Source organism: Streptomyces hazeniae, from assembly GCF_031845485.1.
In the GTDB taxonomy this organism is placed as follows: domain Bacteria; phylum Actinomycetota; class Actinomycetes; order Streptomycetales; family Streptomycetaceae; genus Streptomyces; species Streptomyces hazeniae.
Window position 1 is genome coordinate 1 of the sequence record NZ_JAVREQ010000160.1, and the last position, 462, is coordinate 462.

1 protein-coding gene is annotated in these 462 nt (G+C 72.5%); it reads right to left on the reverse strand.

The features are described from left to right. A partial coding sequence (locus RM572_RS29100; RefSeq protein WP_311676352.1) for a zinc-binding dehydrogenase occupies window positions 1–462 on the reverse strand: 462 nt, incomplete at both ends.

Here is a 462-nt window from a genome sequence, read left to right on the forward strand (position 1 = left end):
GAGTGACCTGCTTGTCGAAGAGCGTCAGCATGGGCATCGGGTCGGCGGCCCCGCCGTAGACGCCGGACAGGGAGATCGTGCCCCCGCGGCGCACCACGTCGATCGCGGTGTACAGAGCGGCGAGCCGGTCCACGCCGGCCGTCTGCATCGCTCGTTCGGCCAGCTTGCCCGGCAGCAGCCCCGCTACCGTCTGCAGCATCTTGTTCACGGGACTGCCGTGCGCCTCTGCGCCGACCGCGTCGATGACGGAATCCGCTCCACGCCCGCCGGTGCGCTCCTTCACCGCCGCGGCAAGGTCGTCGTGCTCGCGCAGGTCGAGCACCTCGGCGCCGCGCGCACGCACCCGCTCCAGCCTCTCGGGCACCAGATCCACCCCGATCACGGTGCCCGCGCCCCGGTGCAGGGCGATGCGGCAGGCCATGTCGCCGATCGGGCCCAGTCCCAGCACGACAACCGACCCGC